The 19,737-nt window shown below is 45.2% G+C and carries 17 protein-coding genes; 10 read left to right on the plus strand and 7 right to left on the minus strand.

Annotation, left to right across the window (positions count from 1 at the left end; all coding sequences use genetic code 11):
- Positions 1 to 79: 79 nt before the first annotated feature.
- The 4 genes from OCU35_RS08600 to OCU35_RS08615 all read left to right on the plus strand — a co-directional run bounded on the left by OCU35_RS08600 (position 80) and on the right by OCU35_RS08615 (position 5,557).
- On the plus strand, positions 80 to 1,093 hold the full coding sequence (locus OCU35_RS08600; protein ID WP_261825176.1) for a LacI family DNA-binding transcriptional regulator: 1,014 nt from the start codon (positions 80 to 82) through the stop codon (positions 1,091 to 1,093).
- Between the two features lie 405 nt (positions 1,094 to 1,498).
- Positions 1,499 to 2,872, plus strand: coding sequence for a glutamate decarboxylase (locus OCU35_RS08605; protein WP_261825177.1), 1,374 nt, complete (start codon positions 1,499 to 1,501; stop codon positions 2,870 to 2,872).
- Positions 2,873 to 3,100: 228 nt separating this feature from the next.
- Positions 3,101 to 4,825: an aspartate:alanine exchanger family transporter gene (locus tag OCU35_RS08610; protein ID WP_315972629.1), complete on the plus strand. Its 1,725-nt coding sequence runs from the start codon at positions 3,101 to 3,103 to the stop codon at positions 4,823 to 4,825.
- A gap of 81 nt (positions 4,826 to 4,906) precedes the next feature.
- Complete coding sequence (locus tag OCU35_RS08615; RefSeq protein ID WP_017029655.1) at positions 4,907 to 5,557, plus strand: hypothetical protein; 651 nt, start codon at positions 4,907 to 4,909, stop codon at positions 5,555 to 5,557.
- Between the two features lie 12 nt (positions 5,558 to 5,569).
- Here OCU35_RS08615 and OCU35_RS08620 read toward each other — a convergent pair whose 3' ends face one another.
- Together OCU35_RS08620 and OCU35_RS08625 are read right to left on the minus strand one after the other, a co-directional pair.
- Positions 5,570 to 6,256: an LrgB family protein gene (locus tag OCU35_RS08620; RefSeq protein WP_198590593.1), complete on the minus strand. Its 687-nt coding sequence runs from the start codon at positions 6,254 to 6,256 to the stop codon at positions 5,570 to 5,572.
- Positions 6,253 to 6,690: a CidA/LrgA family protein gene (locus tag OCU35_RS08625; protein WP_065209682.1), complete on the minus strand. Its 438-nt coding sequence runs from the start codon at positions 6,688 to 6,690 to the stop codon at positions 6,253 to 6,255. The genes OCU35_RS08620 and OCU35_RS08625 overlap by 4 nt, the downstream gene beginning before the upstream one ends.
- A gap of 60 nt (positions 6,691 to 6,750) precedes the next feature.
- Here OCU35_RS08625 and OCU35_RS08630 point away from each other — a divergent pair, with 60 nt between their 5' ends.
- The 4 genes from OCU35_RS08630 to OCU35_RS08645 all read left to right on the plus strand — a co-directional run bounded on the left by OCU35_RS08630 (position 6,751) and on the right by OCU35_RS08645 (position 10,926).
- A complete protein-coding gene (locus OCU35_RS08630; protein WP_261825179.1) occupies positions 6,751 to 7,626 on the plus strand; it encodes a LysR family transcriptional regulator in 876 nt (291 codons plus the stop codon).
- Between the two features lie 105 nt (positions 7,627 to 7,731).
- Positions 7,732 to 8,760 (plus strand): metal-dependent hydrolase, encoded by a 1,029-nt coding sequence (locus OCU35_RS08635; RefSeq protein WP_261825180.1) that lies wholly within the window; start codon positions 7,732 to 7,734, stop codon positions 8,758 to 8,760.
- Entirely contained in the window at positions 8,757 to 9,386 is a 630-nt protein-coding gene (locus OCU35_RS08640) for a Crp/Fnr family transcriptional regulator (protein WP_261825181.1), read from the plus strand. The genes OCU35_RS08635 and OCU35_RS08640 overlap by 4 nt, the downstream gene beginning before the upstream one ends.
- A gap of 100 nt (positions 9,387 to 9,486) precedes the next feature.
- The gene (locus tag OCU35_RS08645) at positions 9,487 to 10,926 is read left to right on the plus strand and encodes a DUF1254 domain-containing protein (protein ID WP_017030949.1); all 1,440 of its coding nucleotides are present in this window, start codon (positions 9,487 to 9,489) and stop codon (positions 10,924 to 10,926) included.
- Between the two features lie 79 nt (positions 10,927 to 11,005).
- Here the strand turns inward: OCU35_RS08645 and OCU35_RS08650 are convergent, their stop codons facing one another.
- From OCU35_RS08650 to OCU35_RS08665, 4 genes are all read right to left on the minus strand, one after another.
- A complete protein-coding gene (locus OCU35_RS08650; RefSeq protein ID WP_102499445.1) occupies positions 11,006 to 12,913 on the minus strand; it encodes a BCCT family transporter in 1,908 nt (635 codons plus the stop codon).
- A 117-nt stretch (positions 12,914 to 13,030) separates the two neighbouring features.
- Positions 13,031 to 13,441, minus strand: a complete 411-nt coding sequence (locus OCU35_RS08655) for a hypothetical protein (protein ID WP_261825182.1) — start codon at positions 13,439 to 13,441, stop codon at positions 13,031 to 13,033.
- A 173-nt stretch (positions 13,442 to 13,614) separates the two neighbouring features.
- A complete protein-coding gene (gene mrcB / locus OCU35_RS08660) occupies positions 13,615 to 15,894 on the minus strand; it encodes a penicillin-binding protein 1B (protein ID WP_261825183.1) in 2,280 nt (759 codons plus the stop codon).
- A gap of 144 nt (positions 15,895 to 16,038) precedes the next feature.
- Positions 16,039 to 16,674, minus strand: a complete 636-nt coding sequence (locus tag OCU35_RS08665) for a trimeric intracellular cation channel family protein (RefSeq protein WP_065209676.1) — start codon at positions 16,672 to 16,674, stop codon at positions 16,039 to 16,041.
- A gap of 289 nt (positions 16,675 to 16,963) precedes the next feature.
- On the opposite strand from OCU35_RS08665, the gene OCU35_RS08670 reads away from it, so the two are divergent.
- Together OCU35_RS08670 and OCU35_RS08675 are read left to right on the plus strand one after the other, a co-directional pair.
- A complete protein-coding gene (locus OCU35_RS08670; protein WP_261825184.1) occupies positions 16,964 to 18,280 on the plus strand; it encodes a serine hydrolase domain-containing protein in 1,317 nt (438 codons plus the stop codon).
- Positions 18,281 to 18,611: 331 nt separating this feature from the next.
- Positions 18,612 to 19,097 carry a VOC family protein gene (locus OCU35_RS08675; RefSeq protein WP_017027103.1) on the plus strand — a complete coding sequence of 162 codons (486 nt, stop codon included), beginning with the start codon at positions 18,612 to 18,614 and terminating at the stop codon, positions 19,095 to 19,097.
- Positions 19,098 to 19,191: 94 nt separating this feature from the next.
- Here OCU35_RS08675 and OCU35_RS08680 read toward each other — a convergent pair whose 3' ends face one another.
- Positions 19,192 to 19,731 (minus strand): hydrolase, encoded by a 540-nt coding sequence (locus OCU35_RS08680; RefSeq protein WP_261825185.1) that lies wholly within the window; start codon positions 19,729 to 19,731, stop codon positions 19,192 to 19,194.
- Positions 19,732 to 19,737 lie beyond the last annotated feature (6 nt).

A 19,737-nucleotide genomic window follows, 5' to 3' on the forward strand; every position in this document is an offset into this window, starting at 1 on the left:
ATAGCGCTCCCGAGTTACTCCCAGTCGGGTGGCGCTGTTTCCTCGCAACTTATGACATTACATCTTCTAGGGAAGCGCTATGAGTAACATTCTTGAAGTCAGCAAGCTCGCTGGAGTATCTAAAGCGACGGTATCTCGTGTTATTAATGGCAATGGCAATGTTGGGGAACAAAACCGAGAAAGGGTTCTCGATGCAATAGCCACACTTAACTTTCGGCCAAGTAAGACTGCCCAAGCCCTAGCGACCAATAAAACCAACACTGTAGCTGTTGTATTTCCTGAGTCCAATAGGTCAAAATGGGGAGTACTGTTACCCGTCATCGCAAAAGAGCTGCAACAACATCAAATGAGCCTTAATCTGGTGTGCACCTCAAGTGATGCAACCAGTGAGTATGAAACCATTGTGCAACTTCAAGGCCAGTGCGATGCGGTACTACTGTATAGCCGAGTTCTATCAGACAAGCACATTCAAAAACTGCACAAAGAACTCACCATTCCTTTGGTAGTGATGAACCGCGCCTCTGACACATTAACGTATCCAACAGTGTCGATAGATCAGTCACAATTGACCAAGATGGCAATGGAACACCTCGTTGCCAAGGGACACCGCCACATCGCCTGCATTACCGGCCCTACTGATAACCCCAGTGGTCAAGCTCGAATGAAGGGCTACATCGAAGCACTTTATAAGGCTGACCTAGGCTTCAATCCATTACTCATCGCCACCAGCGACTATCAACTCAATGGTGGCTATCAAGCATGTATGCAATTGCTCGAGCTAAGAGTCAAATTCACTGCCATTATTTGTTTTAACGATCTAATGGCGATTGGTGCACAAAAAGCATTGACCGAATATGGCATAGTTGTTCCTAAACAAGTCTCAGTAGTAGGTATTGGAAACACCGATATTGGCGCACATGCTGTACCAGAGCTCACTTCTATCGATGAGCCAATAAAAACTATGGCCAAAGAAGCCACAAAGCTAATAATCAATAAGTGCAATAAACTGCACTCTGATAAATCTATCATTTTGTCAGGAATACTAATTGAACGCAGATCTACTTGTTCAATAAAATCTAGAGTAGTAGTTTGATAGTCTATCTATATTAACACCTTCATAATAAACCCAATGTTCAATACACCTCTTTCGATTGTTTACACTTCATATTTTGTAGCCTTTCTCATTTAAAATTAATATTCCCCAATAAATATTTCGATATTATCTTCCGCATCTTGTTCTAATCTGTAAAAAGATCCACACTAAAGAGCAAAAAGCACACAAAAACCGCACAAAAATCAACCGCACCATGTGAAAAAGGTATCGCAATGAGAGTTTGATGGGTTGGGTCATTCATATGTGATTAATTAACCCCCGAAAAGAGGGTTAATCTACTACTTAATGGTTAGGCGAAGTATTTTCTCCTTATATTCAAAACAACATAGGCGATAAATGTTGTTGTAGTTAATAAGTATTATTTATCATTAATAGGATTACATTATGTCCCACGAAAAACACTCTGATTTAAATCCATACGAGCAATTTAATATTCAATTACCTGATGCTTTCCCAGAAGAAGGAATGGCAGCAAGAGCGGCTGAAGCCTTGGTAAGAAGTGAATGTTGGACTGATGCCAATCCTAATCTAAACCTATCCTCTTTTGTAACTACATTTATGGAACCAGAAGCCGCCGAGATCTTTAAAGATGGTTCATTCAGAAACTTTGCCGATCCTGATATGTACCCACATACCAAGGCAACAGAAGAAAAGTGCGTAAGATGGTTGCACGAACTTTGGAATGGTCCTAAGGATGTAGAACCCTACGGCGCAGCAACCATTGGCTCATCTGAAGCATGCATGCTTGCAGGTCTCGCACACAAATGGAACTGGCGTCAGGCACGTGAAAAAGCTGGAAAAGATGCCTCAAAACCAAACATGGTAACAGGCGGTAACGTACAAATCGTTTGGAAAAAGTTCCTAAAATACTTTGACGTTGAGCCAAGAATTGTTCCTCTTAAACCTGGTCAGTACACACTAACTGCTGAGCAACTCGATGAATACGTTGATGAAAATACCATTTGTGTTGTAGGAATTGCAGGGCAAACATTCACTGGCGAGGATGATGACTTTCAAGCAATCCATGATTGGCTAGATGCTTACGAAGAGCAAACCGGTATTTCAATTCCAATGCACATTGATGCAGCTTCAGGTGGATTTGTGAACCCGTTTTTGTACCCTGAATACGAGTGGGACTTCCGTTTACCTCGCGTAAAATCCATCAATGCCTCAGGACATAAGTTTGGGCTTGTTCCCCCTGGTCTAGGCTGGATAATCTTCCGTGAAAGGGAAGTATTTAATGAAGACCTAGTGTTTTACGTTAACTATCTAGGTGGCGAAGCCGCTACTGCCACTCTTAATTTCAGTAAGAGTTCAGCTACGGTTCTAGCACAATACTACAACTTCATCCGTCTTGGACGTGAAGGCTACACTCGAATAATGAAGCAAACTGTAGAAAATGCAGAATATATTCGTGATCGCTTAGTTGCTACCGGAAACTTTAAGATCATGAACGAAACTCAACGTATTCCAGTTGTTGCTTTAACGTTGAATGAGTCAGTAACTAACTACAATGAGTTTGATATTTCTAACAAAGTTCGCGAACATGGTTGGATACTATCGGCTTATTCAATGCCTGCCAATGCACAGCAAGTAAATAGTCTTCGCATTGTTGTAAGACCTCATTTAAATAGAGATGCTGCAGAGATATTAGTTGGTGATATTGAAAGAGCATGTGAATTCTTAGAAGAGCATGGAGGAAATGCAACTCCACCTAAGTTACATGACCTACACAAAGTATCTTCGGGTAAATGCTAATCATAAATAAGCAATAATTTATATCATCGAGAAGAAGTAATTTATTACTTCTTCTTCATATAACTATTCTAGAAAACAAATATTATGAACACACACACTAAATTATCGGGATATATGACCAATCCCCCGAGGCACATTATTAGCCTAATTTTAGGCCTATTTATTCTCGCTTCACTTTTCTTTGGGAGTGCTTATGCTGCCTCTGTGGAGCCTGAAACCTACAGCGGTATTGCATGGGCACTGAGTTACTTAGCTCAAAATCCATTCGCGTATCTCTTTTTGACTCTTGCTATCGGCTACCCAATAGGGCGTATCACCATTGGCGGCATAAGCCTAGGCGCAACAGCAGGCACACTTGTTACCGGTATATTAATTGCCCTAGCATCCAGCGCCCTATACGGAATTACCTACGATATTCCGGGTCTTGTTGAAGACATTTTCTTAATGCTGTTTATGTATGCTCTCGGCATGCGAGTGGGCCCTCAGTTTTTCTCTGGGTTAGCGAGAGGGGGCGTCGATTTCTTAGTCATCGGCTTAATAGTGGTTTTCTCAAACTTTCTGATCGTGTTCCTAGGCGTAAAACTATTGGACCTTGGTCCTGGCTATGCAGCAGGCATTATCTCCGGTAGCTACACGGTTACCGCAGTAATGGGTGTTGCTCAATCGGCAGTTAATAGTGGTGCATTTGCGTTACCAGAGGGCGTCACAGCGGATATGGTCGGGGCGAACATGGCTGCAGGTTATGCCATCAGCTACGTTCTGTCTTCGATATTCATTATTTTACTCATCAAATATCTGCCTAAAATGTTTGGTCGAGACGCAGTACTTGAAGCCCAGAAAGCGGAACAAGAGTTTGGTAGTGACGACCAAAGTGGAGCCCTACCCGGCACCGCAGGAGCATCAATCCTTGGATTCACCGATAAGCAAATTCGCTCTTACGTGGTAGAACATAAAGAACTCGTCGGAAAATCAGTGAATGAACTATTTCGACTTAACCCTCACGCTGCGATTCTAAAGATCGTACGCGGTGACGAAGTGATTGACGCAGACAGCAATCCAAAACTCAAAATGGGTGATGTTGTCGGAATCATGGGTGATTACAACCTACTTCTAAAAGGCTCTGATGCCTTAGGGCGAGAAGTTGCAGATCCTCGTGCTCGCATGGTGGATATTGAGGTTGCAGATATACATGTCGGTAAAACGGAATATGCAGGAAAAACGCTGCAGGAACTCGGGCTTGAGATTGGTTACGGTGTTCATTTAAAGGCAATGTTCCGCTCGGGTTTAGCCATTCCTCATCTACCTAAAACGGTTGTCGAAAAAGGCGATGTTCTTCGATTAGCTGGCCCAACTTGGTGTGTGAACCAAGCAGCTAAATCATTAAAAGCGGTTCCTGTGGTAGAAAGTGCTTATACCGAAGTATCCTTTATGTCGTTTGCTCTATTCATTGGCTTTGTCATTGGTCATGCAAGTGTCGAAATTAGTGGCATTCCATTTGCCTTAGGCACGTCAGCAGGCTGTATGTTGACAGGCATCCTAGTCTCTTGGCTTCGTACTAGAAATCCAGACTTCGGCGGCCCAACAAGTGAAGGTGCGCGTGCATTCCTGAATGATATTGGCCTAAGCCTATTTGTTGCGGTATTGGCCGCAAGTGTTGGTCCAAAGATCTTATCTTCATTCCAAGGTACTGTCGTTATTTGGATATCAGTACTAGGAGTGCTCGGCGCTCTTGTACCACCATTTTTGGCATGGCTATACGGGTACTACATCAGGAAGATGAACCCCGTCATTCTTGCCGGAGCATGCGCTGGCGGTAGAAACAGCACCCCAGCTCTCAATGGTATTCAAGAGTTATCTCAAAGTGGTATTTCGGCAATTGCTTACCCCGTGCCGTACGCCCTAACGTCTGCCATTGTTCTAATACTTGGCTACATCGCCATGGTGTTCTCATAGTCGTCTGACACAACTACATTCAGCCCTAGTGAAACCTGCTAGGGCTTTTTTAACCTGTGAAAAATTGGTAGGAAATAGGTCATGCCAACCTCGAACAAAGTCCATATTGCAATCAATGTTATGCGAGCCAGGTTAACTGTCGTTGGCTTCAATATTGCTATAGTGGCTTTACAGGTATCGGAGTTATTCAGCATGAGCGGGGGGGTATCTATCCCTGGGTTTTCCCATGCTGTGCACTTCCGAGCCGATTTATCTTTACTAATGTCATTAGCTTTTTCTTTACTAGCTCTTGTCGCGTATATCAGTTCTTCCACTTTGGATGAGGTCGGTTTTTGCGACCACTGGTCGTTTATCGCTGGTGATATCTTAATGTATCTAGGCGTTGCTAATGCGGTGACGGGCTTTTTCTCTCCACTCAATCAAACCTTTGTGCTTGCTGCTGAGAAAATCCACATGCATGACCAACAATTTCTTAGCCTGCACCTTGCCATCACAGGTCTAGGTGCTATTGCATGGTTTTCCGCAATCTACATTGGTCCATTGGTGACTCTTATTCGTTCACCATTTTCCAAACTGAGTAACTCGCTGCTCACTCTCGCCTACATCAAATTGTTACTGCTTGTATTCTGGTTAAATCATCAAACCTTGATCATTGAAACCGTAGAAACCCAGCAACAACCTTTTTTCGTCAAAGGTTACTTCTATGAAATCTTTCAGCCTTTACTGTGGTAACAGCGATACAAATTACACCATCAAAGCAATTACTGGTGAGAGCAAAACCGTCGCGACCCCTGAAAACAGCATGATTAAACTTGCGATAGTTCCCGCTTTGGAATGAATGCCATAGGCGATTGCCGTGCCTGATCCATGAGCACATGCACCAAGGCCTGCGCCTTTGCCGTGACGAGAGCGGATTCTGAATAAGCTCAGCATAGTCTCACCAACGACAATGCCGACGATACCCGTCATAACGACAAATATTGCGGTGAGATCGGGCTGACCACCAATGGCTTTGGAAGCCACTACGGCAAAAGGGGTGGTAATAGAGCGAACCGCCAAGCTTTTTTGCAGCAACTCAGAAAGATGCATACCTTTACTCAATAATATCGTACTCACTAGGGCGGTAATCACGGCAACCACTACCCCTAGCGAGATCGACAGCCAATGGTTTTTAATCAATCGTCTGTTTTCATACACAGGGATAGCAAATGCGACAGTGGCTGGCCCTAGCATCCACACCAACCAGTGGGATTCTTGAATATAGTCGTCATAGCTAATGCCCAGCAGTAGTAGTGCAGCCACAATCAACACCGGCACCGAAACCAGTGGTATCAACCAAGTCTTGTTAAATCGACCATGCAGTGACTTAGTGAAGTAATAACCCACCACAGTAAACACAAAACAGAAAATGGCTAGATACGTGTGCATTATCGAGTACCTCGAAGTTTTTTAAGCTCATAGCGATACACCACATCCACCACCAGCGCCGTCACCGATAAAACGAAGATGGTACTAGTGCCTATAACCAGAGCGATCTTTAGCCCTTGCTGCTCAAACAAGCTTTGATAGTTCACAATGGCGATAACCGCAGGAATAAAGAACAGCAGCATTTCGGCAATCAACCAGTTAGAACCAGCTTTAAGCCATTTCACTTTGACCACCTTGCTAAACAGCAAAGCCAACAACAAAAACATACCCAACACGTTTGAAGGCAAAGGAATATGGAAAGTAGATACAAGCCAGTCGGAGAATAGCCAAATTAGACAGAGCGCTACGATCTGTATGATGGTCATGCCTATGTGTTTTAGTTTTAAGCGGTTCATTGAAAATACGGCTGACGAAATGGTGATTAAATTATCAAACATTGAATAACCAAACTCCAATGAATAAAATGATCACAAAGTATTCCAAAAAGGAATGTAAAGATGACCATGAAAGAGCTTCAGTACTTTGTCACCCTGATCCAAAGCAAAAGCTTTACCAAAGCTTCTGAACAGCTTTTTGTCACTCAGCCCACCATTAGCAAGGCGCTCAAATCCTTGGAAATCGCTTATGGGCAAGCACTCATCTATCGCAATGGCAGAGATATAGCATTAACCGAGGCTGGCGAGATCGTACTCCAATACGCACAGTCGATACTGTTCCAACAACGAGAGTTGGAAGTGCGGCTCAACGATCTAAAACAGCTCAAAAGTGGCAAGATTACCTTAGGGATCCCTCCAATGGTGGGTCATCTTTACACTCACCTCATACAGGAGTTCTCTCTACAATATCCGGATATTGAGGTTTCAATCGTCGAGAGTGGCAGTCGCAAATTGGAGAGAGCCGTGCTTGATGGAAAGATTGATATTTCCATTACCATGCTCACGGAGCCCGACCCAAGATTTAATACTTGGGCTATCGGCAGCTACCCCATCTTTGCGGTATTACCAAAAACGCAGCAGTGGAAAAATAAACAACAGCTCGATATTGTGGAGCTTAAAGATCTGCCATTTTATCTGTATAACCCTGAGTTTATTATCTCAGAGGTGATCACCCAGATGTGTCTTGAGCACGGGTTCACGCCTAAAATCGGAGTTAGGAGCAGTCAGTGGGACTTTTTAGCCGCTATGGTAAAAAGTGGAACAGGCGTGAGCTTTATGCCCGAGCCCATCTGCAAAAGGCTCAATAGTGATGACTATTGCTTTATACCCATTAAACAGAACATTCGCTGGGAACTTGCCGCTATCTGGAGTAAAGAACACTATGTATCTAAAGCCAGTGAGGCTATGCTCGGTGTCATTCGCTGCGCGGGCAATTAAGGTATAGTGACAGAAAATTGATTGCACTGATCTCAGCGTATTTATCTTGAGTACAACCCTATACAAGCTTCATCTAATTAACTTTTTTCGATTTAAAGGAAATCAATGGACTCAGTAACACAAGCAGCTCTAGGCGCAACCATTGCGGGTGCTGTTGCAGGAAAACAATGCAATGCCAAGGTGCTGTTGGCTGGCGCGGCGCTGGGGACACTGCCTGATCTTGATGTTGTTCTCGACTATGGCGATGCAGTAAGCAACACCATCAAGCATCGTGGCTTCACACACTCTTTATTGCTATTGCCTCCATTTGCACTGCTGTTATCTTGGCTTTACTGCCGATTTCGTCCCGATGCATTCTGGAGTTTCAAGCGGGTCTCTGTACTGATCGTAAGCGTGCTTGTGACCCACACGCTACTTGATGCCATGACCACCTATGGCACACAGCTTATTTGGCCATTTGAGGGCTATTTCGAACTGCGTAATATCTTCATCATAGACCCGCTCTATACGCTCCCATTGTTGGTGGCGATTGTTGTCGCTCTGTTTTCCAAAACCGCGGGGGCTAAATGGTGTCAAAGCGTATTGCTTCTCTCTACCCTATACCTAGGTTGGGGCTTTGCAGCTCAGCAATACATCGCCAATCGAGTCGAACATAACCTGGCTGCGCAAAATCTCCCAAACAAACAAGTCATGATCACCCCCACCCCGTTTAATACGGTACTTTGGCGAGTCGTGGTAGTGGACGACGATTACTATTGGGAAGGCCTTGCATCAATACTCGATAAAGACTCCATTATCGACTTTGTGGGTCGCCCACTCGGAACATGGCCTCTAGAAGAAAAACCAGCCACATTAAAAGGGCTGAAAGCCTTCTCACATAACTACTTAAATTACCGCGAAGAGAAAGATTCACTCATTGTCTCGGACTTGCGACTTGGCATGGGTAACAATCTTTCATTTGAGTTTGTCTATGCCGAGCGTGACGACGCCGGTAATTGGATATTAGTCGACGCACCGCAACGATTTCCAAGCCAAAGAGGCTTTGAGCATCTAAGCACATTGTGGGAGCGAGTGAAGGGTGATCAATCCATCGATGCAAACCTGACAAAACAGACCCTAGGCTATATTCAATGACAACAGAGCTTTCTCCGCCAGCTATCGAGCCATTTATAAACTGCGACGAATATCCTTGTCTATACAAGGCATTTGTCAGTGCTAAGAGCTACTCCCTAGAAGCGGGACAACATTTGTTTCGACAAGGTGACATTCCCAATCAATTAGCACTGACCGTCAGCGGTGAGGTAGAGGTTTCTTATATTGATGAAGAAGGCAACTATGTGATTATCGAGAAATGCTCTGCTGGATTTTGGTTTGGAGACGCGGCTTTTGTGGATGGGGGTGCGCTCCCCTATTCAGCAGTCGCACTCACAGATATCAAGATAATCGGTATTCCTCACTCTCAAATACGAGTCGAACAAGCACTTCTTAATGAAGTTTATCGATTTGTTGCCCACTCCATCGTTGCGCGTTTGCGAATTATGTATGGCAAATTTGATAATCTCGCAACCCGCCCGTTAAGCGAGCGTCTTGTGGACCGTTTAACACAATTAAGTGGTAGCGACCTGGTGGTTCAGATATCTCATGATGACCTTGCCTCTTACTTAGGCGTCAGTCGTCACAAGGTATCTCGAGCGATGAAAGCCCTCGACAAGCAAGGCATTATCAAACAAAGCTACCGAAAAGTAGAAATAATTAGGTAGATTTCGCACCATGCGAAATCTTTATCATTTGCGACCGTTACTATGGCGCCACGTTGTTCACAACGCCCCCATAACTCATTTAGTAACTAAGGTATCGCAAATGAAACACACTGTTTTATCGCTCACTATCACTGCTATTTTGTCTACTGTTAGCGCTAGTGCTATCGCTTCTACTTCATCGACGACGCAAGCTGACACACAAACCGTCAATATAGATGAAAAGCGTTTTAACCGCCGTGCTCTAGAAGCAGGTATCTGGATCATGCCTCAGGTAATGTACGAGCGAATGGCGCAGGTGGCTTTTGATACCTTTGGCAACGAAGACAAACGTAACAACACTGTGTATTACTACGAGCGCCCAATGACTGCCGAAGCTGCTATGGTAACGGGCAATAATAACTCTCCATACGTTCACACTTATCACAACATCGCCGATGGCCCTGTTGTGGTAGAAATCCCCCCAGCAACAGATAGCAACGCCTTCTTTGGTACCTTTCTAACGTCTTGGCATCAGCCAATTATGGATGTAGGTCCTGGTGGTGAAGACAAAGGTAAAGGCGGGAAGTACCTAATTGTTCCAGAAGGATATGAAGGTAATACCGATGGCTACATTGTGGTAGTACAACCCACAGATCGTGGCTACATCTCTATTCGCTCACTAACAGAAACCACGTCTGAAAAAGACATGAAGGGCCACTCTGAGTATGTGCAGAAAATGAAGATTTACCCACTAGGTTCAAAGCCAACCACTGAGTTTGTTACCTTAGATAACGTTCAATATGACGGTCACATTCAGTGGGATATGTCATTCTGGGAGTCAGCTAATAAGGCGATTCAACAAGAGCGTATCAAGGCCGATGAAAAAGCCTTCTACGGAATGATGAAGATGATTGGTATCGAAAAAGGCCAAGCATTCGAGCCAACGGCAGATCAGGTCATTATGTTCAATGCTGCTATTGTTGAACTGAAAGATGAGATGAAGCATGACTTTACCTATTACGCACCGCGTCTTTGGGGTGAAGCTTCTCAATGGACCATCCCTGTAAACCAAGAGATGATGACCACCAATGCGACCTATGTGGATGAAAACTGGAACGATTACTCTGGTCGAGGAACGACGTTTACCTATTACTTTGCACCACCAGCCTCTTTGGCTGAGTCTAAATCAACAACCTACATCAAGGGTGTTCTAGACAACGAAGGTCGCCCACTCTCTGGTGACCACGACTATAAAGTACACATTGCAGATTCTAGCGCGGTACCCGCAGAGCGATTCTACTCGTTCTTGACGTATTCAATGGAAACTGGCGCTTACTTAAAAGGTGCGGGCACACAAATTGGTATTGCATCCAACCAATCTGATTTTCAGGTTAACCCAGATGGCTCAGTTGATATTCACTGGTCAGCAAACTGCACTGATGCCATGACCAACTGTATGCCATTGAATGCGGGCGAAGAGTGGTTCTCACTATTCCGCATGTATGGCCCAAGTGAGCAGTGGTTCAAGTTTGTACCACCGTCAATTGAGCGCATTAACTAATAAAAACAACTCACCGGCTAGGTGAATATAAAAAAGAAGCCGAGTCTTGCGACTCGGCTTAATACTATCTGCTCTGTGCCTAGGAAGTTGCCATATTTGCAGATAAACCTTCTAAGATAATGGCGTTGAACGTCATTCTCGATTCTTGAGCTTGCTCTGACATGACCTGTTTCTTTTCTTTTGCCGCTGTCAATTCATCTGTTAATCGTTGCAACTCAGCTTGCATCTCTTCAGGCAGGTGATGATCTGCGCAATGTGCATCATCGTGATGCTCAAGGGCATAGGCTCGAATTTCCTTGCGCATACTCATTAGGCTTGCCATCGCTTCACGCTCTTCTTCTGCAGCTTGCTGGGCCAAATCTTTAAAGCGCTCAAACTGAGCTAGCGCCATACCCTCGGCTGACCATGGATCCATCTCAGGAAGGTCTTCGATATTGATCGTAGGCTCTTCATATTCCGGCTGATGTTTAATATCCAGTGTCGCCGCACGCACAAAAGACACCATCAACATGATAGAGATAATCAGCAGTGGCAGACCACCGACAATGGCAGCGGTTTGCAGCGTCGATAAGCCACCCATAAACATCAATACCGTCGGTAAGAATGACAAGGTAAAGGCCCAAAACAGACGGTTCCAACGCATTGGCTCTTCAGTCACATCATTTTGCACCACAGATGCCAAGATGTATGAGATAGAGTCAAAAGAGGTAGCGGTAAAAATGACGCACAGCAGCGTAAAAACCCCAATGACCATAGTCCCCATCGGCAAGGTATCCAAGGTCGCAAAGATAGCGGCAGGAGCGCCAGATTGATTGAGGATACTGACCACATCTAGCTCACCCGTAAGCTGTAAAGACAGGCCGTAGTTACCCAGAACGATAAAGAATAAGAAACAACCTAAAGAGCCGTAGAAGATTGACCCTACTACCATTTGTTTGATGGTTCTGCCGCGAGAGATACGCGCAATAAACAGCCCCATACAAGGCGCGAACACTAGCCACCATGCCCAGTAGAAAATGGTCCAATCTTGCGGAAAGTGAGTGTCAGTAAACTCGCCATAGCCACCAAAGGGTTCCGCCCAAGACGCCATCATGAAGAAGTTCGACAGCATTCGTCCAATCGAGTCTAAGCCCGTTTCTAATATGAACACGGTAGGCCCTGCCACTAGCACAAACAGCAATAACCCCATCGCACCCCAGAAATTGATATTGCTTAGAAACTTAATGCCCTTTTCTAAACCCGCGTAAGCTGAGTAACCAAAAATAGCGGTACACAGAAGTAAAACAGCCACTTGGCTTAACGTATTGTTAGGAATACCGAAGATATGATGCAGACCACCGTTGATAAGCGGTGCTGCCAAGCCTAGGGTTGTAGCTGCCCCGCCCAACATGCCAAAGATAAACAACACATCGATGAGTTTCCCGATACCACCATTGGCACGTTTCTCACCCAAGACGGGCATCAAAGCACTAGAGATCTTTAATACCGGCTGCTTACGAACGTAATAGAAATAGGCAATCGGCAGGGCTGGAATAAGGTAGATAGACCATGCGATAGGTCCCCAGTGGAAAAGGCCATAGGTTGCCGCCCAGCGTATCGCTTCTTCGCTTCCTGCTTGAAGTTGAAACGGAGGCGTTTGGTAGTAGTAGGCCCACTCGATACAGCCCCAATATAAAATACTGGCGCCAATGCCACCACAGAACAGCATAGCGGCCCAAGAGGCATTGCTAAACTCTGGCTGCTCATCGGCATCACCTAGCTTGATCTGCCCAAGATCACTGAAGATGGTGTAGATCATAAAACACATAGCAGAGATGCCAAGTGCAAGGTATAAAACCCCAAGCTTGTCCGTCATAAACGACTTAGCAACCGCGATCCAGTTGGCACCTTGAACTGGAAATAGTATGAGCGGGAACACCACACTCAATAGTAAAAATAGAGCGCCAAAGAAGGTTGGCTTATCTATAAGAGAGAACGACTTTTGCATTGCACATACCCTAATAAAGTTAGAGGGCATAGTCTCTCGCTCTTTGATTTTTAACAATTCAGGCTATTTGTCGTGACGATTAAGCATATTGCTTATGCGGGTAGGTAAAGAGAAGGGTTATGCTGATGCGCCTTTATCGTTGAGGCTCAAATCCTGCTTTGTCTTGAGAGTTACGATAAAACAAATGACACAAATACTCCAAATAACACCCTTTAGAATCACTGAATTCACATCATCGATTGGGTGGTCTGAACGTATTTGGACGCCACGCAAGTAAGCCTCTAGATGAGCAAAAAAAGGCACCAACATTCCGCCTGCTGCATAGCCCCACGCGCCAATCATATACTTATGTGCATGCTTGCTTCCCTTCGACCACAGCACTGCCGCCACCAGCAACAATGCCCCGCACAGATAGTCTTCCACCATAGTGGTAGCGTTGACAGAGAAGTACCCTATTCCTCGACGCAGCGTTTCACCGGCAATAAATACCAAGCTAAATATATAAGTCACTATCGATACAATTTTCATTTGTTCATACCCCTACATTAATTCAGCGAGAATGCCTGAGGCATCACCGGTATAGGGTAACTATAGGGCACACTTGGTATTCGTGAAAATTATTTATCTCAATAACAACTATTCACTATTGATATAATGCCTAGCCCAGTTTTGGCGCACTGGTCTTTGGTATCCTTTTTGACTTAATTAAACAAGCTCTTGAAAAAGTTCGTGATTTCATCCCCAACACACCCCGATGAAGTAAATTGACTAGCGCCCCATACAGGCAGAGTGACGGATCCACGACCACAACTCGCCGCGAGTTTACCCTGACCACGACGGCTGAAGTTAACCATCTCAATATCATCGGCATAATGAGGGCTAATTTCTAGCGCTCCACGTTGCATGATGTATTGTCGATATACAGATAATGCACCTGTTGCACCAGTTAGCTTAGTGTTGCCGTTGTCCCCTCGCCCAAGCCAAACCGTCACCAGCTCACGTCCATCGACGCCCACATACCAGCTATCTCGGTTGCTATTAGTGGTGCCTGTTTTTCCTGCTAGCTTGTACTTAACCCCTACAGAGCCCAGTGATTTAGCCGTGCCCTCGCTTACTGCTCCCTGCATTGCCGCTACGGTTAAATCTGCAGCTTGTTCAGGTGCAACCTGCTCAGGGTTAAGCTTATGCTGATACAAGACCTTGCTCTTTGCATCAACCACCGCACTGATCAAATACGCTTGCTGCCTCGCGCCGTGATTTACAATGGGTTGATATAGCCCGCTTACCTCGATAGGCGTCATTTCAAAGGCCCCAAGTACCATTGATGGAAGCGGTTTTATCTCACTGTGTTGCCCACTCAACTGCTCAATAAAATCAGCCACATTCTCTAATCCTAACTGCATGCCTAGGTTCACCATGGGCACATTAAGAGAGTGTGCAAGAGACGTATACAGGGAGGCTTCTCCCCAAAACTCTCTGCTGTAATTACGAGGCTGCCAATTGTCTCCATTGGGCTGCTTAACAGTAAGAGGTTTATCGTCTAAGGCACTGGCTAGATTATATTTTTCAGGAGAACGAAGTGCAGCCATGGTCACTGCTGGTTTGATTATCGACCCTACTTGTCGTTTACCATGGCGCGCATAGTTGAAGCCAGCAAAATTAGGGTTTCGATTTCCGACTATCGCGCGAATAGCGCCATTGCTGTAATCGATGCTGATAAACGCAGCCTCTAGTTCCACGCCCGCTTTGGCATCTAGCGATGGCAGCGTCGATAAAAGGCTACTTTCGGCGTTTTGTTGGGAGAGAGGGTCCAGGGTGGTGAATATGCGTGCGCCTTTAATGTTACGTCCTGGCAGAGCCACTTCTAGCTCATCAGAAACAAGGTCGAAATAGGCTGGACGACTCAAGCTCACATGGCCTCGCACCTGTATATCAAGCTCTCGAGCAATGGCAGTTTGATATTCTTTAGGCTCTAGATGACCATCGTCAGCCAGCAGTTTCAGAACCGTATTTCTGCGTGTCTTAGCTCGCTCAGGGAAGCGCCATGGGTTGTAATAAGAAGGGCCTTTTATCAATGCCACCAGCAAGGCTTGCTGATCGATTCTTAGTTCTTGTAGAGGTCGATTGAAATAAAACTGAGCACCTAATTCAAAGCCATGAATCGCATCCTTGCCTTGTTGACCCAAATAAATCTGATTCACATAGCCATCTAAAATGTCATCTTTGGTATAGCGAGAGTCGATGAGTAGCGCCATATAGGCTTCGCGGATTTTTCGACTCCAGCTGCGCTCACTGCTAAGAAACAGATTCTTGGTCAATTGCTGGGTTAAAGTACTGCCACCCTGAACGGTTCGCCCTGCTTTGACGTTAGTAAAAAATGCCCTAGCGATAGCGGTAACTGACACGCCATCATGCTCAAAAAACCCTCTATCCTCGGTCAATAGTAGCGCTTTGACCACGCCTTCCGGCATTGCTTTCCAAGACTGATAGAGTCGATGTTGGTTGCCATCCTCCCCCATCAAACCCATCATCTTGGGTTCAAGTTGGAATAAGCCCAGCCCCATGCCGCTATCAACATCAATCATGGATTGAATGCGTGAGCGACTGAACGTCAGCTTGACCCTCTGCACATCACGAAAGCCATCAGCAAATTCAAAGGGGCGACGCACCAGAGTAATGCTATTGCCTGCCACACTGTACTCGCCACTGTGTGCGGGCTTATCGACTAATTGATAATTAAGAGTCTTGAGCTCATCGACAACGCCCTGTTGCTTCATCGCTAAGTCAATGTTGAGGGTCATTGGGCGCGCGTAGACCACGGTCGGCAATTCAAACAAGGGGCCTGAAAAGCGTTGTTCTACCATTGAGGAAACGCTGTAGTGAAACGCTCCCCAACCGATTACGAATAAAAGTAAAACACACCCTATAATTTTTCGGTGTGATGGGCGTTTTTTGTCCTTGCTAGAGGCAGTGTTAGTCATGTTTCTATGCTATCGATTTCATTCTCGGCGCAACATACTTTCCCTACAGATTGGAGTGTCAGAAAGACGTTAAAACGCCAAGCTATCCCACTATTCCTTTATCCAAAGCAGGAAAGTGGCAATCGGAGTTCTAATTTCGGAGCATTATTTGAACACTGCCCATGAAGGTACTTCGATACTCTTATTAATGGCAAGGTAACGAATATAGATAACCAGGCCTATGGCACAAACCGAGCTGATGTAAGACAGTGCGGGCGCTAGTGCCAATACAGTGACGTGGAAAGTGCATCCTAAAGCCACAGGAATGGCATAGAGTTCCTTATTAAGAAATAAGGTTGGTCTTTGAAGCAGCATATCTCGCACGACGCCGCCACCAATGGCCGTTAATACCCCCATGATAATAGGACCTAAAGGCAGGCCAAATCCCAAGTCCCATGCCTTCTCAACCCCTTGAATGGAGAACATGGCGATAGCAATGGCATCAATGTACAAATATAAGCGATTAACAAAGCGCCTTTTAAGTAATGGCACGCAAACAAAACCAATTAAGCTGCTGATGATCGCAATCCAGATGAAAAACAGCGCCTCCGACCAAAATACTGGCACCCCAAGCAGGCAATCCCGTATTGTTCCCCCACCTACCGCGGTGACCACTCCAAGTACCACCACAGAGAATACGTCTGTCCGTTTTTCATTGGCGGCCAATACGGCAGATAAAGCGAAAGCGGCGGTACCCAAAACGGTAAAGGTTTCGGTTAAAAAAGAGGTACTTAGATACATGTTATGGCCAATGTTGATAGCAGAAGAGCTTTACCAATAGGAAGTGAAAGCACAGAGCGTCAATTTAGACTACATGCATGTAAAGCTATAAACGCATTTGTAGGATAAAACCCTCAGTTAAGCGCAATTACTTCAAATTCGATACCAATAACCCTCAGAAAACCCAAAACAAGTAGGGTTTAATCCTTCAACAACGATTATTCTAGTTTTGAATTCCTTCTTATGATGGCAGCAACGACAATCAGGCTTGAACGACTTGTTCGCTAGCCAAGTGCCATTCGGAGTAATCATGTCAAACAATCAAAGCAAACTAAAAGCTGCAGGTGTTGCGCTTTCTCTACTTTCAGCAAACGCAGTAGCCGACGCTACTCAAACTCGCACCCCAATCGCTGAATTTAAAAACGGCTTCACTAATGAGCAAATCCGCTCTTACAGAGACAACTACAACCTGCCAGAGATGTTGAAAGGCGAAGACTTAGCGGTTTGGTTTTCCATGAGGACCTCAGAAGTATTACCAACCGCGGTTTTGGCACCGCAAACCAAGCACATGCCACTGGCCACCTCGCTTAACCCTAAGATTGGTGAGATAACGGCAGAAACCAAGCACTTTGGCACGCTCTCGCTAGATGAGTTTATGACCCACCCACAAAGTTTTGCCGCATCGTTTATCGTGGTGCACAAGGGTGAAGTGGTCTATGAAACCTATCCGGGAATGAAGCCAACAGACAACCACATTTGGATGTCGACGGCTAAGCCTTGGACAAGCCTAGTCATCGATATGCTGATCAACGAAGGCAAGATAGACCAAGAAAAGACCATTGGTTTCTATATGCCCGAATTCAAAGACACGGATTGGGCTGACATCAAGATCATCGACATTCTAGACATGACACCGGGTATGAACTCAGAAGAGAATGATGCCACTCGCTCAGACCCAGATTCAATTGCTATTCGTACCTTCCTTGCCGAGTTTGACATGGAATACAAAGGCGAGCACGAACGTGTACCTGAAGTACTTAAAGACGCAAAATCGGTCTCTAAACCAGGAAGCAAATTCGAATACGGCTCTCCGACTACGCAGATGCTGGTTTTGCTGGCAGAAGCCGTTTCCAATCAGACATTCTCTGATTACGTGAACGACAACATTTGGTCAAACGTGGGATCTGATGGCCCTCTGCAGTTTCATCTATCTCCAGGCGGCACTGCTATTGCTCACGGCGTGATCTCAAGTCAACTGCGAGACTTAGCCCGCTTTGGCATGCTTTATACCCCAAGCTGGAATAAGACATCCACTAAGCAGGTGGTAACACCAGATATGATTGAGCGTATTCGTGGTGGCGTTCGCGATAAAGACTTTTATCTCTCTGGCTTTGATGGTCCAGCGTTTGTGAGCCGCCTCAATGATGACAGCATGCTAGGCAACAGCAGACAATGGGATGCGATATGGAGCGACGGTGATATGTGGAAGGCGGGTCTTCAGTCTCAAGGCCTGTATGTCTCTCCAGACAAAGACCTAGTCATTGCATTTTACTCAACCAATGTGCCTGATGATTCATTGCATAGATTCCTGCGCCCTATCGCAACCTCAGGAATGTTCGATAAATAGCATAAACGTGAACAATGGGAGCATGCTGCTCCCATTGCTATTTCCTACGCTAATATTCTTCGCCATCAAACTGACTACTATTACATTGCTAAACACAGCAGCACCTTACTAACCATACTGTTCAAATGCCATAACATCGGAAAATGCACCACCTAGGTGATTTCTTGTTATATCGACAACACTAGAGATATTGTTACCTTAATCGCCCAGAATGAAACATAAAATTATCATTTGGATAAATTTTAATAATTTTTACTGATAACACTTTCACCATATACTCTCTCCATCGACGCAAAACACGAAACAAATTACTAAGAGATTGGAGCAGATTATGAAAATGAATCACGTAGGTATCATGGTTGGCGATATGGACAAAGCGGTTGAGTTTTATACTAAAGCGCTGGGTCTTAAAATCGTAATGAACAACACTAAGGTTATCGAAGAGCGCGAAACCGCTATTGGCCGTATGTGTATCGCAGTATTCGGCGAAGGCTTTAAAGGCTTTAACATTGCACACCTTGTCACCTCTGACGGTATCGGTGTTGAGATGTTCGAAATGAAAGAGCGCCAAGAGCGTCACGAAGTTGACTTCTCTCGCCTAGGTATCTTCCACTTTTGCCTGCAAACCGACGACTTTGAAGGTGCTATCGCTCGCACAGAACAATACGGCGGTAAGGTTCGCATGGACATCATGCGCTACCACCCAGAAGACGACAGCAAACAAGCAAAAATGGTGTACCTAGAAGACCCGTTTGGTAACTTGTTCGAGCTTTACTCGCACACTTACGAAGAAACGTACGCTTCTGATTACTCTTAATCGAGACAGTAAGTGACATGAGAAAGGATTGGCTATGGCCAGTCCTTTTTACGTTTTTAGTTTACTTACTCATGCCGGCTATAAAGAGGCTCAATTAGCGAATCAACTGCAAAATCGATTTAAACTCTGACGCCCTGCAATCCCCCACCAGTTCGTACAAACACATCTCTAGACCCGAAACAGCAGCGCCACTCTCAATGATGCGAGTTATTCCTAGATGCTGATTATCTAGAGTACGAGACGACACACAATCACTGACCAGTTCAACCTTATAACCAAGCTCTGCCAAACCTGTTGCCGTTTGATACACACAAATATGCGCTTCAATACCGCAAACCAGCCAAGTCTCCACATTATGAGCTTTAACTGCCTCAACAAAAGTACCCGACTCACAGCCATTAAACGTAAATTTCTCTATGGGCGTTACGTCTCCAAAAAGCGCCGCAACCTCATCCACTGTAGGGCCCAACTTTTCAGGGTTTTGTTCGAGTACAACTATGGGTAGCCCCAATATCTGCGCGCCAGTAATCAGCTTTGTGCAATTAGAAATCAAAGTCTCGCTGTCATGTATCAGCCGGGCCAATTTCCCCTGAACATCCACGACGATAAGCCCTGTGTTTTCTTTTGTTAGCATGCGCAC

It is taken from the genome of Vibrio breoganii (assembly GCF_024346795.1).
GTDB classification, from domain to species: Bacteria; Pseudomonadota; Gammaproteobacteria; order Enterobacterales; family Vibrionaceae; genus Vibrio; species Vibrio breoganii.